The following is a 13846-nucleotide window of genomic DNA, read 5'->3' as shown; positions in this document are numbered from 1 at the left end:
AATGCGTCGGCTGACCAGCATGCGCGAGGCGCTGGCCGATCCCGAGATGTTCGGCACCGTGCTTCCAGGGCCGTCCTGGGCGGCTTGGCGCGTCGTGCTGATCGCCAGTCAGGGCGAGGCGTTGACCGATGCCGAGCGCGAGATCTTCCGTGAGCTGACCGGTGGCCGCGACCGCGAGCCGGACAAGCCCTGCAAGGAGATCGTCGCGGTTTGCGGACGGCGCGCCGGCAAGACCCGCGCGATGGCGGCGGCGGCGGCCTACTTCGCCCGCTGCATCGACTACACGGACGATTTCGCTCCCGGACAGCGCGGGCGTGTCCCCGTGATGGCTGCTGCCAAGGACACGGCCAAGGAGTGCCTGAACTACATCCTCGGCGTGTTTCAGGAGTCGCCTGCCTGCCGTGAGTACCTGGAAGGCGATCCCATCGCGGACACGATCCGGCTTACGAACCGCATCGACATCCAGGTGATGACGGCGAGCTTCAAGACCACGCGCGGCCCGACGCCTGTGGCGGCCGTAGCGGACGAAATCGCCTTCTGGAGCGTCGACGGCGCCAATCCCGACACGGAGGTGTTGCGCGCCCTTCGCCCCGGCCTTGGCACGCTCGGCGGCCCTCTGTTCGTCCTGTCGAGCCCTTACGCGAGGCGTGGGGCACTCTGGGACCTCTACCGGAAGAACTACGGCGCCGGGGGCAACCCTCGGGTGCTGGTGATCCAGGCGCCGACCCAGGCGATGCACAAGAGCGAGACGGTGCTCGCTGAGGAAGAGGAAGCCTATCGGGACGATCCGGTGGCGGCAGCAGCCGAGTGGGGTGCGCGGTTCCGGACCGACAGCGAAGCCTTTGTTTTCATTGAGACGGTGCAGGCCTGCGTGCCTAAGGGTGTGCGCGAGGTACGGCCGGTCCACGGGACGCATTACGCGGCCTTCGTCGACGTGTCGGGCGGCGGCGCCGACAGCCATGCAATGGCAATCGCGCACGTGGACGGCGATCTGGTGGTGCTCGACGCAGTCCGCGAGGTGCGCGGCTCGCCCGATGCAGTGACAGCGGAGTTTGCCGCGCTCTGCAAGACCTATCGCATCCACAGGATCACGGGCGACCGGTACGGGGCGGCTTGGGTCCGGGATCGGTTCGCGGCGCACGGGGTCACATATGAGCCGAGCGAGAAGAGCAAGTCTGACCTCTATCGCGAGTTGCTGCCGATCCTGAACAGCGCGCGCTGCCGGCTGCTCGATGTGCCGAAGCTTGAGGCTCAGCTGACATCGCTGGAACGGCGCACGACCCGCGGTACTGGCCGAGACATCATCGATCATCCGCAAATTAAAGGCGCGCACGACGACGTCGCGAACGCCGTGGCTGGAGTCTGTGTGACTATTGGTGTCCAGAGTGATTACGACCCATCCATGTGGGCGAGGCTCGCTGGATAGATTTGAATTGGAGCAGCGAAACGTGATCCCCGATACCGACACCGCCCGCGAAGCCTTCGCCGCGGTCGAGCTCACCAATCCCCTGCTCAATCGACCGCTGGCCGGCGCCGAGGCTGCTGCCAAGGGTGTGCTGGAGCGCGTCGGCCTGCCCGCTGATCCTGACGTGACCGCGACCCTCGCCTTGTTCGTAGTGGCCGGCTTCCTGATCGGCGGAGGCAACGAGCCTGGTTTTGCTGAAGCAGTCCTAGACGAGGTCGCCAAGAGCGCGACTACAGCCGCCAACTGAGGGAAACCGATATGTCCTCACGAGCTACCCGAACGCTTGATCGCAAGGTGAACGATGCTGTCACAGCCGCGCAGGGCGCCCTTGCCGCAATGAACCGCCTGGGCCGGCACCTAGACAACCTTCAACAGCGCGTGGAGGACCGCGCCTTCACTGCCCGCGCCGCGCGACTAGCCTATACAATAAGCTTCGATCGATCCTGGAACGACAGCGTACAGCGCCAGCGCAAGCAACTGGCCGAGACCCAAGCCGCTGCTGACGCCTTCTATCGCCGGGGGACGAAATGATGAGCGCCGCCATTCACACCTTCGCACCCGCCGGTCGCGCTCCGCAGAGCCATGCCGAGGTGGACGCCCTTGTTGCGGAGCGTGCTCGCGCTGCCGGTATCTCCGGTCCTGCGGCTGCTATGCCCGTAGTGGCCCCAGAGCGGGCTCAGGAGCGGCTTGTCACGCCTCAGGGCTACAATCCGGCCCGATGCCCTCCACGGCCAATGCTGCGCCTCCTAGCGCCCGTCTCGCGGCGCGGGCGACTGACACCGGTCCGCAAACCGCGGCCGAAGTGCAGAAGCTCATGGCTGAGCGGCATCAGGCAGCGCAACGGCCGGCGGCCAACCCTGTCGTGGCTACGCTCCCGCCTCTGCCGCCGATCCCCGACGAGGCAGGCCCCCGCGCTCGGCTGGCCGATGCGATCCGGATCAGGGATCAGGCCCGCCGGGATCTGGACGGCGCTGAGACGGCGGTGAGCCACGCCAAGCGCGTCGAGGCCGAGGCGGAAGGCCGCGCCGCTGTTACCATGACGACCGAGGTGCGCGGCGGCGACGATCTGGCCGCCCGGATCGCAGCGTGGTCCGCGGCCGGTGGCGTGGGCGCCGTTCCCGACCTTGCACCCGATCCCGCAGCCCTGGCAGCCCGCCTGGAGGGCGACAAGGCCCGGGTGGCTGCCCGAATCCGCCCGTCAGGCCGCGCGCCAGCTGGCGGCCGTCCTGGAGGAAAAGCGGGCCATCCTCGCAGCCGCCGAGACCGAGGTAGCCACGGCCAAGCGTGAAGTGGTCCGCGTCGTCGCCGAGGCCATCGCGATCCGGGGCGAGGAGGCAGAGCGGGTTCATCACCGGGCTAAGGTGGCTAGCAACATCGTTCACGGCATTCTCCAAGCCGGCACGACCGGCTACCAGCCCCAGGTTCTGCCCACCACCGCGAAGCTCGGGGCTGGCGGTGGAATGGGTATGCCGGCTGTCGGCTCTGACGCGGAGCGCCAGGAACACACCGCCCTGTGGTCGGACCTGATGCGCCGTCTCGACGGCGACGCCAGCGCGGCCCTGTAGTGAGAGATCCCGGGTACGGCACTCCCGGGCTGCGCCAAGTCGTTCAGTGGCGCGACAAGTAACAGCGACAGCCGGCGGGGCGAAGTCTCGTTCCCGCGGCCGGCAACCTCATTCATGGATCGCAGATGACCGACGTACTGCAATTCCCCTCCCGTCTGTCCGGCCGAACCATGTCGCAGATCTGCGTGATGGGCGAGGTTGGCTGGCTTGAGGTGGTGTTGCTCCACGCCGAGAGCGATGACGGCGAGCCGATGGTAGTCGCCGTGCGGGCGGGCACCGCCGTGGCCGAGATCGCCACCGTGAAGTGCGAGCTATTCCCCGCCGCCGCCGTGCCGGACGCGCACGTCTTCGCCGATGCCCTCTACGCCGCCCTCAGGGTGATCCGCGAACGCGGGGTGCTGCGCGACGCCTTCCTTGGTCCGCAGCCCCCAGATGATGGACAGGCCGCATGACACGCCAGTACCTTTGCAGCGCAACGCTTTCTTTTGAGAAGGGCGGCGATACGATTACGATCGACGCGAAAGACCAGAGGGCACTCCGTTTCAAATTTGACATAAGGCACGGCGAAGCGATGACGCCAAACAGTGCGCGCATCACGGTCTATAATCTGTCTCAGGCAAGCGAAGCCAAATTTCAGATAGAGCTTGGCAAGGTCAGTTTGTCTGCCGGGTATGAGGGAAATGAGGGTCTGATTTTTAAGGGTGAAATCATTCAGACCATAACCGGCAAAGAGAGCCTTGTTGATAGCTTCGTGTTCACTCTCGCCTCGGATGCGGGAACCGCCTTGAATTATGGCGTGGTCAACAAGGCCCTCGCCTCCGGCCACACCTATAAAGATCAGGTGATGGAGTGCTTCAAGGCATTCCAAGAACACGGCGTCACCCTCGGCCACATAGCCGACCTTGGGGCTAAGCGGTTCATTCGCGGCGCCGTTCTGACCGGTATGGCAGCGGACAGGCTAAGGAGCATCGCTTTCGCGACGCAATGCACGCCGAGCATCCAGAACGGTGTGTTTCAGATGGTGAAGAACACCGGCACGCTTCCGGGCGACGCCATCGTCCTCAATAGCAGAACCGGCATGGTCGGCAGACCCCAGCAAACCATTGGCGGGATTGTCGTTTGAACCCTGCTGAACCCGCGCATCAAAATCGGCGCCCTGGTCCACATAGATCAGAAAAGCATCGAAAAGCAAGTATTTGATCCGGGATACACGGCGGAGAAAAACAACTCTCTTATACCCGATGTTACGATGGATGGGTTCTATAAAGTCCTGTTCACTGACCATATTGGGGATACAAGAGGAAATGAATGGTACACGATCGCGACATGTGTTGCGACAAGCTCGACTAAAGGCATTCCAATTTTGCAGGCCCAGCGCGGCATCTCGCTTGGTGAGACCCCCGTCAATTAGCAGAACGATTTAGAGGAATACTGAAATGGCTGACGATATTCTAAAGCAATTTATGTTCTCAATCGAGTTCAAAACCGATGAAGCCAGTCAGAAAAAGATGATGACCGCCCTTGCTGGTGCCAGCAAAGCTATTGAGGCTGTATCGGAAGCATTGGCAGCGATGGCGGCTGCCGCGGCGGTGGCGGCGATCAAGTTGGCGGGTTCATTTGAGGGGCTGTCCTACGCCTCTCAGAAGGCCGGCACGACGGTGCAGAACCTCAAGGGGCTTGCCTACGCCGTTTCACAGCTTGGAGGGACTTACGAAGGTGCCAAAGCCTCTGTCGAGGCGTTCGCGCGCCAAATGAGAGCAAATCCGGGCTACGAGGGCTTGGTTAAAAGCCTTGGTGTTGCAACTCGGGAGAACGGCAAGCTTCGAGAGACGACGGACATTTTTCGCGATCTTGGAGAGGTCTTCCGCAAGAAGCCGTATCACATCGGTTTCACCTACGCTCAATCGCTTGGGATTGACGAGGAAAGTTTCCGCGCGATCCGCGATCACGGAGACCAACTCAAGCGGTTCAAAGAGGAATATGACCACACGTCCCGGTCACTCGGCCTAAATCAGGGCGATCTAGGCAAGCGCAGCGCCGAACTGATGAATTTCTGGCGTCGATTGACTTCGACGCTTGAGATTTTGTCGGCGCGGACGCTGGAGACGTTTTATCCTATCATTAAAAAGGTGATGGACTACCTCTCGGATACGGTTGTCAGGTATGGTCCGCAAATCGATGCCTTCTGGACACAAGTCGGCAAAGGTCTAGAAGTTGCGGAAAGGGGAGCCAAGGCTTTTTATGGCCCACTATTCGACATCTATAAGCTGATGTTTGAAACGATGGTTTCCAATTTCAATGAGTCGGGCGGACTGCCTCGTCTGATGAAAGAACTTAAGGAGACGTTCACGGACCTGGGCAATACGGTTAAGCGAGATTATGATTACATCGTGAAGCTTATTCAGCTTGTCGGGCTGGATAAGGTAGCGGCAGCTGTAGGCGCTGGCATCAAGAGTGGGTTCCGCGAGAGCGATTGGACTGGCGGCGGTATGCCCGATTGGACCTCGCCCGTTCCTGAGGCTGGTGCTGGCGGCGCGACGGGCAAGGGTGCTCTTGAGCCCTACCGTCAGGGGCGGATCGCCCGTGCGCTCGGCCGGGCTAAGGATTGGATCACCGGCAACAAGCCGCCGAGTATTCGGCACGGCTACCAGACCGGCAAGCAAGGATCTGTGAGCCTGGGGAAGATCGGCCGGAGCGAAAACGCTAGGGCCATCATCGATGAGCTTCGCACAGCCGGCTACAGCGACAACGCGATTGCCGCGGTTGTCGGCTCAATGCAGACCGAACGCGGGTTCAACCCCAGAGCCGCAAACAACGTGAAGGGCGGGCACACCGGCTTGTGGCAGTGGGACAAGGATCGCTGGCCTCGAATTGCGCGCTAGATCCAGCGTCAAGGTGGCGATCCCTACGATGTTCGCTGGCAGACTAAGGCGTGGGTGGCGGAGCACGACGCGAAGCCGGGAGACGAGATGTACGATCACCGCCGGACAGCTCGCGGCGGGGCGATCTTGCGCAACAATCCGTCGATCGATGATGCTATCCATGGCGTACGCGAGAGCGAGCGGTTTGGGCCGGGAGAAGAGGGCGGCCGGGCGGCTCACGCGCGGCGGTGGCTGCCGAACCTCGACAGCGTGGGGCGCCTCTCAAACGGTCGCCCGATCGGGCAGGCCACGAACCTCAGTGACGAACAGGTCGTGGCGGCCGACGACGGGCATTACAGCCGTCTCAGTCGCGCTCTGGGCAAGTTGGACTTCACCGCTCGCCATGGGGCTGACGCCGGCCCGCTAGGCGTCAGCAACACCGACAACTCATCGTCCAGAACGCTCAACATGCCGCAGAACATCACCGTTAACGTCCAGGGCAGCGGAACGGCGGCGGATACGGCCGATGCGACGACCCGCGCCCTTACCCGCTTCCAAGAGTTCAGCTTGCGGAATGCTCAAGGCGCGGTGCGCTAATCGGCGCATCTAAGGAACAGCCCGGAGGCGCGAGCATCGCCAATCGTCTCCGCGAGGATGTGTCCGTTGCGGAGACGATAGTTCATCTTCACGCCCTCGAACCCAGACCCGTCAGTTTGAAAAGCTGCTGCACTGGCGCAAGAAACCGGCGCGGCCGAGCGCCCTCGGACCTCACCGCTCGTGATTACGATAAGGTTGTCGCCGGTCGGGGGAGTATCGCGGCTCTAATAGTAGGCTTCGCAGTCGTTGCCGGACGCGGCCCAGACCCCTCGCATCGCCTTCGGCACTTCCTGCGCCATAGCCGGCGAGCACATTAGGACAGGCAGGGCCGCAAACAGGAACCGCATCGCATACCTAGGCGTCGCATTGGCCGATGAAGCTATGGGGATCGGTCGCGACCCTGTCGAGGTCGCCGTACGACGATCCACCATTCACGACGGTGCCGGGATTGCACTTTACGAGCCGCGACTTTGTTTCTCGGCGGGGTCTGCAACGATGCGACAGGAACCGGAGCCGATGGCAAGGGCTTGCCGTCCAAGTCGGTATCTCACCGGCAGGAGCATGCCGTGTCGAGCGAAACCGAGAAGCATCAGCAACTCCTCAGCGCCCCCAAAGCCGCACAGGGCAGGGGTGACGGCTCGTTCGAGGAGGCGGTTACGCGGGCTTTCGAGCACGTCTTCGATCACCTCGACCGGCTTCACTCCCATGTGTCGCAAAGCGGCCCTGACGGCGAGGACCGCCACCTGAAGCCCGGCGAGTCGCCGACACCACGATGATTGCTTCGTGGGAGGGGCCTGCGGTGCCCCTCCCACGCACGCGACCGACGAGAGCGTGACGCTGCTCTCGGGCTCGCTGATTCATGCCATGGGTGAGACCGTCGACAAGGCGCGCGGGAAACCGATGGAGCAGGGTGGCTTCGTGTTCCTGCCGTCCAAGTTGCCCTACTCTTTCTGGACGTCGGCTGAACCTGCAACGGCACAGGTGTCCGGGGTGGGTCCGTTCGGGCCGATCACGTAAATCCGGCGGACGATCCGAGCAGGAAGAATTCCGGCAAGCCCTGAGGCGGCCGCTCGCCTGCCAAGTGCATCTTGGAGCATGATAGGGCCGCCCGTGGGGTAGCCCCTCCATCTCCGTTGCATGCCCACCAGAGCGAAGGCGGTGCACTGATTGATCGACGGCGACCCTTCGCGGGCCACTCCACCAGGGAGGGCATCCCATGAGGCAGGACGACGACGGCGAGGACTGGCGCTCACGCAGCACGCGTCCCCACGACGACATCTCGCTCGCCCGCACCATCCGACGTGCCCGCGAGCCCGACCGGGGCCGCACCGCGGCCCGACCCGAGCAGATCCCGGCGCGCGGCTGGCTCGACATCCTGGCGCGGGTGTTCTGGTCGATGCCGCAGGACCGCGTGCTCGCGACGGCGGGCGGCGTCTCCTTCTTCACCCTGCTGGCGGCCTTCCCCGGCATCGCGACCGTCGTCTCGCTTTACGGCCTGCTCTCGGATCCCCGCGCGATCAGCCAGCATCTCACGTTGCTGACCGGCATCCTCCCCGCCGGCGTGTTGGCGCTGCTCACCGACGAGATGACCCGCATCGCCCAGAAGAGCACGGGCGCCCTCAGCTCAGCGTCCGTCGTCAGCTTCCTCATCGCGTTCTGGAGCGCGAACTCCGGAGTGATGTATCTCTTCGACGCGCTGAACGTCATCTACAAGGAGCGGGAGAAGCGCACGCTGCTGCAGCTCTATTCCACATCGCTGCTGTTCACGTTCAGCGGCATCGTTTTCGTGGTGGCCGCCATCGGCATCGTGGTCGTCCTGCCGGTGGTGCTCGGCGAAGTCGGGCTCGGTCCGCTGGCCGACACGGTCCTGAGAGTGGCGCGCTGGCCGCTGCTGTTGATCGTGGTCGGCGCGGGACTCTCCCTGATCTACCGTTACGGTCCCAGCCGGCGGGAGGCGAAGTGGCGCTGGGTGACCTGGGGCGCCGTTCTGGCGGCGCTGCTGTGGGTCTGCACCTCCGTGCTGTTCTCCTGGTACGTGTCGAGCTTCGACAGCTACAACCGAACCTACGGATCGCTTGGAGCCGGGGTGGGCTTCATGACGTGGATGTGGCTGTCGGTGGCCATCGTGCTGATCGGCGCAGAGCTGAATTCGGAGCTGGAGCGGCAGACGGCACTGGACAGTACGACCGGGCGGCCGCGGCCGCTCGGATCGCGGGACGCCTATGCGGCGGACACTGTCGGCCCCGCTCAGCCCGGCAATCCCTGACGGTGGTGGGCGAGCGGCAGGTGCGGCCCGCCCATGAGGAGAGTCGAGCCGCGCCGCCGGCCTCGACCCAAAGCGCCGGTGGCCGGCGCGGAAGGTACCCGAGAAGACCGCCGAGCAGCGGCACGAGGAGACGGCTGCGGACCGGCGGGCCGCCGAATCGCTGCGGAGCCGCGGCATCGTCACCGCGTCAGCTTCTGCTGGCCGAGCCAATCGGAGACGCGCGCGGCAACCGCGTCCGAGTTCCGATCCATCATTAGCATGTGCGTGTTGCCGTGATGGCCGGCCTTAGGTAGCTCGAGCCACTCGACGTGTCCCCCGGCCTTGTTCACCGCGTCGCGCCACGCGGCGTTCGCCTTCACCAGCGGCGTCCAGAATGGCACCCGATCGAGGTAGTCGCCCCACACCACGAGGTGCGGGATGCCCTTCACCGCGCTTGCGTCCGCCTTCGCGGGGTCGGGCGCGCCGGATGGCTCGACGAGCACGAGAGCCTTGACCAAGTCCGGGTTGTGAAGCGCGGCGGTGTAGCCGAAATTGCCGCCCTGGCTGTGCACCACGATCACGCAGGGGCAGACCTTGCGCACGTAGGCGTCGTAGGCGGCTTGTGTCGCCGCGTCGTTCGTCGCCCAGCGCGGTATCGCCTGTTTGGCGAACTGATCATAGTCTGAGATCGGGAACTGCGTGCCTTCAAACGCTTGGCGTGCGTTCGGCTCCTGTGCCCAGCCGTCGGCGGGGCCAATGCGGAAGATGTCCCAGCCCTCGCGTTTTGTGCGGAAGAGCGGGGGAGAGGTGTAGATCTCCGGGTAGCGCGACCACGAGGCGCGCCCTCGCTCGACAGCGTCTGAGACGTAGGTGTCGTAGCCGTGCTCGAGGAAGAACTGCTGCCAGCCCGGCTTGCCGTCGGGTTTCGTCTCCCAAGTTACCCCTGACAGCCCGCCCCCATGCCATAGCAGGATCGGCAGCGGCGCGGAGGGCTCTGCAAGCTTGACGTACTGCACGTACATCTGTCCGGTCTCGAACTGGCCATTCGGATCGACAGTGATTGGTGCCATGCCCGCAGTGAAGCTTATCTGCGACTTTGGCAGCCCTTCGAGCACGACCTCGTGCCCGCCAATATGGAAGCTGCCGATCTCACGCACGCGGTACTCGGCCCGAGCTGCCAAGGGGATGGTACAGAGGGCGACGGCCGCAATCGCGCGCATCATTCCCTGCATCGACAGTTCCTCCCATTCGCGTGACGTTGGCCGCCATCGTCGATGAACGTGTACTTGACTACCCGCACCCCTGTCATCACGGACGTGCTCGGCGCCGCGCGCGGTTCGGACACTGGCTACGCGGGCAGAGGCAATGAGCTGCTTTCACTCAGTCGAGATCGTGCAGCTTCGCGATCACTAGCTCAGTTGGTACATCACGAGCCTTCGATCTCCGTCCCAATTGCTGCTCCCGCAGGAAGATGAAGAGGCCGCTGGCAATGATAATGCCGGCGCCAGCCATTGTGAGCGGGCCGATCATCTCGCCGAAGAAGACGTAGCCGAATAGCATCCCCCACAGGATCAACGTGTACTGATACGGCACGACCGTCGTTGCAGGTGCCAACCTAAGGGATTGGTTCACACATAAATTGCCCAGTAGTGATCCTACGCCCAGCAGCAGCATCAGCGCGAAGTCCGTGGGTCCTATTGAGGTCCACCCATAGGCCATCACAAGAGCCGCCCCGAAAATCAGGGACGACACGAGTTGGCCCGTCATCAGTACGGTGCCGGGCACAGCCGCGAGCTTGCGGGTGGTGATGAGGAACAGCGCGTAGAAGAAGCTGCCGGTGAGGGCGCACACCGCTCCCACGGACAGCGACCCCGGGGAGGGGTGGAGAGCAAGGGCAACCCCGCAGAAGCCAATCCCGATGGCGCCCCAGCGACGCCAGCCCACATGCTCGCCCAGCAGCAGGGGTGAGAGGGCCGTCACGTAGATCGGGCCGGCCATGTAGTAGGTCATGACCTCGGCCAGCGGCAGCGTACTGACCCCCCAGAAGAAAAGGGATGCTTCCAGTGTAGAGAAGCCTGCTCGCACGAGCTGCAACCCCGGGCGCGGTGCATCGCGGAACCCGCCGAGCCTGACCCGGTGAATAGCAGGCGCCATCACGCACAGGCCGGAGATGCTGCGCACGAGCATGAGCTGACCAACCGCGTAGGTGCCGAGCAGCCATTTGCCCATCGTGTCGTTCAAGGCGAAGAACAGCACGCCGAGCAGCATCATCATGATGCCGCCGATGGTGCCCACGGGCACGACGGCACGCCCCATACTCACAGCCACGGTTTCCTACCCTTCGCCTTTTGGAGCAGTGGGGTGCGGTCGTAGTTCGGCGACCGATCCGCCGAGGTCGTGCGACCTATCAGTTTGCATCACGCCGACCCGGTTACCCCCGGGATGCATCCTGGCGGCGCGCTCGTTCCCATACCCGGCCGAAGCCACACACTCCACCGCGATGATCGGCAACTCCCGCTACCCGCGCGCAATCAGGTCTTGATGTGCGTGCAACGGCGGCGAGCAGCGGGGCCATATCTCCGCCTGCCACATCCGTGTACCGCTCTCTTCAACCGCCACCGCCAGCCCCTTTCCAGCTGGTCCGATCTAAGAATGGCACCGATGAATTTGCCACTCCGGCGAGTGTTTCCGCCAATCCTGCTCCCGACATTCGTAGCTGTGGTTGACGGCACCATCATCACGGCGGCGCTGCCTGCGATGGCGAGCGAGTTCGGCGACGTGGAGCGGGTCTCCTGGGTGGTTGCATCCTACTTGGTGGCCAGCACCGTTGCTGCACCCGTCTACGGCCGGCTGGGGGATGCTCTCGGGCGGCGACGCATGCTGCTGCTGGCTTTGGCGCTGTTCGTCACGGCGTCCGTGCTGTGCGCCTTAGCTCATAGCCTTCTGACGCTGGTTGGCGCCCGCATTCTGCAGGGCTTCGGCGGCGGCGGCTTGATGGTGCTGAGCCAAGCAGTGCTGGCCGAGAACATCGCGCGCCATCAACTCGGCCGAGCCCAAGGGTTTATGGCCGCGGTGATCGTGGCTTCCTCGACATTCGGTCCGGTGGCAGGCGGGGCGCTGACGCAGGCGTTCGGATGGCCTTCGGTCTTTCTGGTGAACCTGCCGCTTGGTCTACTGGCAATGGCGCTGTTGGTGCAGCTACCCGGCCGCCAGGGCAGCGGCGAGCGCGGGAAATTCGACTGGCCGGGCCTGTTCCTGTTCGCCGGATCGGTGGTGCCGCTCCTGTTGGCGCTAGAGCAACTGCAGCGCGTTGAACCTGCGACGCTGCTCGGGATCGGGATGTCCCTGGTCTGTCTCGTGCTGCTAGAGCGGCAGGAGCGGCGAGCGGCGCAACCGCTGTTCCCACTCGACTTGCTGCGTCGCCCGGCCATGTGGCGAGCGAACGCCATGGCAGCCTGCTCCGGTGCGTTGCTGGTGAGCGAAGCGACGATCCTGCCGATCCACCTGCGAGCGGTGGACGGCGCATCGGCCGGAGAGATCGGGCTGATGATGCTGCCGCTTACGGCGACGGTCGGGGTGGGGTCGCTCATCACGGGGCGGCTGGTCTCACGAACTGGGCGTGTCGCCATCTTTCCCGCTGTGGGTCAGACCGCAGCGGCGATAGGCTTGCTGCTCGTGGCGTTCGGGATGGGTCCAGTCGGGGCTGTATTCGGCCCGTGGGGTCTTCCGACGATGCTGGCGGTCGTGGCGGTGTTCCAAGGCTCGGCCATGCCGGTTGCTCAGATCACAATGCAGTCCCAGGCTCCACCCGCCTTGCTGGGGGCTGCGTCTGCGTCCGTGCAACTGTCGCGGTCGGTTGGCTCGGCCATCGGTGTCACCGTCGCGATGGCCGTGCTGTTCGTCACGTTAGGCCGGGATGCTGCGATTGCTGATGTCTTCGCCGACGCCGTTCGACACGGTCCCGCCGCTCTGACGAGTTTGTCAGAAGCGTCGCGCGTTTCGGCGGTGACACACATTCAGGGCGGCTTCTCTGCTGCCTTCTCGACCATAGCGCTCTTTGCCATCGCAAACGCCGTGCTGGCCTGGACCCTGCCAGTGCGGCGGCTGTAGGCCTAGAAGGAGCAGGAGCTGCAGCCAAGGCGCTACAGCAAGGCGGGGCTGGTCACGAAGGATCTCGTGCCGCTGGATGGAGCGCCCCGCCCACTGTTCGGCGCCCGCTGTCCGGTGCGCTGATGGCCGCGATGGATACCTGCAACAGCCGGTTCGGCCGCGGCGCTGTCGTGCCGGCACGGGCGGGGCTGGTCGAGAAGCGCCCCTGGTCGACGAAGTTCGAGATGCGCTCGCCGCGGTTCACAACTAGACTTAGCGACGTGCCGACGGTCAGTGCGATTGCTGGATAGATTTACAATTAGACACAATTTCAACCATAGACTTCAATCGTTTTGCCGCGCTACGAATGATAATCCGCCAATCCTCGAAGCGGAACGTAGGGAGCCGACTGTGAAGAAATTGTCTGTGCTAGTTCTTGGGGGCTTCGCTCTCTCGACTGTGGCGTCGATGATGCCTACCCCGGCGTCTGCACTTGGTGGGTGCGGCCCTAACGGCCACCGCAACTATCGGGGGCAATGTGTATTCGGCGGCCAGCGCCAGAATTGGTGCTTGCGGACAAAGGGCCACCCCGCAGTCCGCATGCCAGACGGGACGTTGCGCTGTATTTGAGCACAAAGAGTTGATCGGTATAGTGGCAGGGTTCTTGCGCCCTGCCGCTATGCATTGCGCTCCCCGCGGTTCACCGCGCGGTTGAGCGAGGTGCCGATGGTGAGCGCGGCCGCTCGGTGAGACCGCCGATACATGAGCGGTTACCGCTGCTATGGGTGGGAAGCGGGCTTGGGCCTCCGTCCCGAAGCGGGCGTTCCACTTCCGGCAGGGTGGCGAACGCTTCTGACGCGGCCTGCCGGCTGACCGTCTAGCGGAGGGCCTTGATCGCTATCTAGTGCCTTGACTCAAACGGATGGTGCAGCGTTGCCGTTGACGGCATCGAGGATGGCGGCGGCCGGCTTGGTCCAGACGAAGGGCTTCGGCCTGCCGTTGTGCTCGGCGATGTAACGGTTGA

The 13846-nt window shown here is 64.0% G+C and carries 15 protein-coding genes and 1 pseudogene; 14 read left to right on the top strand and 2 right to left on the bottom strand.

The window, feature by feature from the left end:
• Position 1: 1 nt before the first annotated feature.
• The 11 genes from FF100_RS22370 to FF100_RS22320 all read left to right on the top strand — a co-directional run bounded on the left by FF100_RS22370 (position 2) and on the right by FF100_RS22320 (position 8754).
• Positions 2-1426 carry a hypothetical protein gene (locus FF100_RS22370; RefSeq protein WP_139037979.1) on the top strand — a complete coding sequence of 475 codons (1425 nt, stop codon included), beginning with the start codon at positions 2-4 and terminating at the stop codon, positions 1424-1426.
• 22 nt (positions 1427-1448) lie between these two features.
• Positions 1449-1712, top strand: a complete 264-nt coding sequence (locus FF100_RS22365) for a hypothetical protein (protein WP_139037978.1) — start codon at positions 1449-1451, stop codon at positions 1710-1712.
• A 47-nt stretch (positions 1713-1759) separates the two neighbouring features.
• Positions 1760-1996: a hypothetical protein gene (locus tag FF100_RS22360; RefSeq protein ID WP_139037977.1), complete on the top strand. Its 237-nt coding sequence runs from the start codon at positions 1760-1762 to the stop codon at positions 1994-1996.
• A gap of 569 nt (positions 1997-2565) precedes the next feature.
• Positions 2566-3030 (top strand): hypothetical protein, encoded by a 465-nt coding sequence (locus FF100_RS22355; RefSeq protein WP_139037976.1) that lies wholly within the window; start codon positions 2566-2568, stop codon positions 3028-3030.
• Positions 3031-3155: 125 nt separating this feature from the next.
• Entirely contained in the window at positions 3156-3482 is a 327-nt protein-coding gene (locus tag FF100_RS22350) for a hypothetical protein (protein ID WP_139037975.1), read from the top strand.
• Positions 3479-4153 carry a hypothetical protein gene (locus FF100_RS22345; RefSeq protein ID WP_139037974.1) on the top strand — a complete coding sequence of 225 codons (675 nt, stop codon included), beginning with the start codon at positions 3479-3481 and terminating at the stop codon, positions 4151-4153. The genes FF100_RS22350 and FF100_RS22345 overlap by 4 nt, the downstream gene beginning before the upstream one ends.
• A gap of 313 nt (positions 4154-4466) precedes the next feature.
• Positions 4467-5912, top strand: a complete 1446-nt coding sequence (locus tag FF100_RS22340; RefSeq protein WP_139037973.1) for a phage tail tip lysozyme — start codon at positions 4467-4469, stop codon at positions 5910-5912.
• A gap of 87 nt (positions 5913-5999) precedes the next feature.
• The gene (locus FF100_RS22335) at positions 6000-6488 is read left to right on the top strand and encodes a hypothetical protein (RefSeq protein ID WP_139037972.1); all 489 of its coding nucleotides are present in this window, start codon (positions 6000-6002) and stop codon (positions 6486-6488) included.
• Positions 6489-7054: 566 nt separating this feature from the next.
• Positions 7055-7264 carry a hypothetical protein gene (locus FF100_RS22330; RefSeq protein WP_139037971.1) on the top strand — a complete coding sequence of 70 codons (210 nt, stop codon included), beginning with the start codon at positions 7055-7057 and terminating at the stop codon, positions 7262-7264.
• A 55-nt stretch (positions 7265-7319) separates the two neighbouring features.
• Positions 7320-7505, top strand: coding sequence for a cupin domain-containing protein (locus tag FF100_RS22325; protein WP_139037970.1), 186 nt, complete (start codon positions 7320-7322; stop codon positions 7503-7505).
• Positions 7506-7704: 199 nt separating this feature from the next.
• Positions 7705-8754, top strand: a complete 1050-nt coding sequence (locus tag FF100_RS22320; protein WP_139037969.1) for a YihY/virulence factor BrkB family protein — start codon at positions 7705-7707, stop codon at positions 8752-8754.
• A gap of 179 nt (positions 8755-8933) precedes the next feature.
• On the opposite strand, the gene FF100_RS22315 is transcribed toward FF100_RS22320, so the two are convergent.
• Positions 8934-9965, bottom strand: a complete 1032-nt coding sequence (locus tag FF100_RS22315) for an alpha/beta hydrolase (RefSeq protein WP_139037968.1) — start codon at positions 9963-9965, stop codon at positions 8934-8936.
• A gap of 148 nt (positions 9966-10113) precedes the next feature.
• Positions 10114-11061, bottom strand: coding sequence for a DMT family transporter (locus tag FF100_RS22310; RefSeq protein WP_246102227.1), 948 nt, complete (start codon positions 11059-11061; stop codon positions 10114-10116).
• A 333-nt stretch (positions 11062-11394) separates the two neighbouring features.
• Here FF100_RS22310 and FF100_RS22305 point away from each other — a divergent pair, with 333 nt between their 5' ends.
• From FF100_RS22305 to FF100_RS38675, 3 genes and pseudogenes are all read left to right on the top strand, one after another.
• Positions 11395-12843: an MFS transporter gene (locus tag FF100_RS22305; protein WP_171070290.1), complete on the top strand. Its 1449-nt coding sequence runs from the start codon at positions 11395-11397 to the stop codon at positions 12841-12843.
• Positions 12844-12867: 24 nt separating this feature from the next.
• Positions 12868-13133: pseudogene (locus FF100_RS22300) on the top strand (DUF4113 domain-containing protein); the annotation flags it as partial.
• Positions 13134-13233: 100 nt separating this feature from the next.
• Complete coding sequence (locus tag FF100_RS38675) at positions 13234-13452, top strand: GCG_CRPN prefix-to-repeats domain-containing protein (protein WP_139037966.1); 219 nt, start codon at positions 13234-13236, stop codon at positions 13450-13452.
• Positions 13453-13846: the final 394 nt, after the last annotated feature.

It is taken from the genome of Methylobacterium terricola, assembly GCF_006151805.1.
Lineage (GTDB): Bacteria > Pseudomonadota > Alphaproteobacteria > Rhizobiales > Beijerinckiaceae > Methylobacterium > Methylobacterium terricola.
Note: the sequence above shows the minus strand (reverse complement) of the source record. Positions and strands in the feature narration are given on the sequence as shown.